This window comes from Bacillus sp. SIMBA_008 (genome assembly GCF_046535495.1).
Classification (GTDB): domain Bacteria; phylum Bacillota; class Bacilli; order Bacillales; family Bacillaceae; genus Bacillus; species Bacillus subtilis.
Genome location: NZ_JAWRWL010000028.1, coordinates 1 through 465 on the forward strand (window position 1 = coordinate 1; position 465 = coordinate 465).

General features: G+C 51.2%; 1 pseudogene. It reads right to left on the reverse strand.

The features are described 5' to 3' along the window. Positions 1 to 465, reverse strand: a pseudogene (gene araR, locus SB658_RS21895) (arabinose utilization transcriptional regulator AraR); the annotation flags it as partial.

Below are 465 nucleotides of genomic sequence, written 5' to 3' on the forward strand. Positions count from 1 at the left end.
GTGTAAGTCACGATCATGTCCGGAGACGGAAAAATCCGGCGCTCCCGGTGCGCCTGAAGATAGCCGTTCATCCGTTTGACGCCCTGCGTGTCATCCGCTTTAAAGATTCCCATAATGTGCGTGTGGCCGAGGGACATGACGTATTCGCAAGCCATCATGCCGCCTTTGACATCATTGACGGAAAAGCTCGGTGCGGCCAGCTCCGAATAAGAGGCGTTAATCATGGCAAACGGAATGCCGTTTTTCTCCAGGTTGAGATAGTAGCCGATGTTGGGCGTCTGCAGCGCGCTTTTCGTAGGCTCGACAATCAGCCCGTCTATATTTTTGGACAGCAGGTTTTCAAGGCCCCGCCGCTCACTTTCTGTATTGTTGTTGGTGCTCGTCAGCAGCATGGAATAGCCCTGTTCGCTTAAATAAGATTCAATTCCCCTGATGATGCTCGGGAAAATATAGTCTGATATGTAC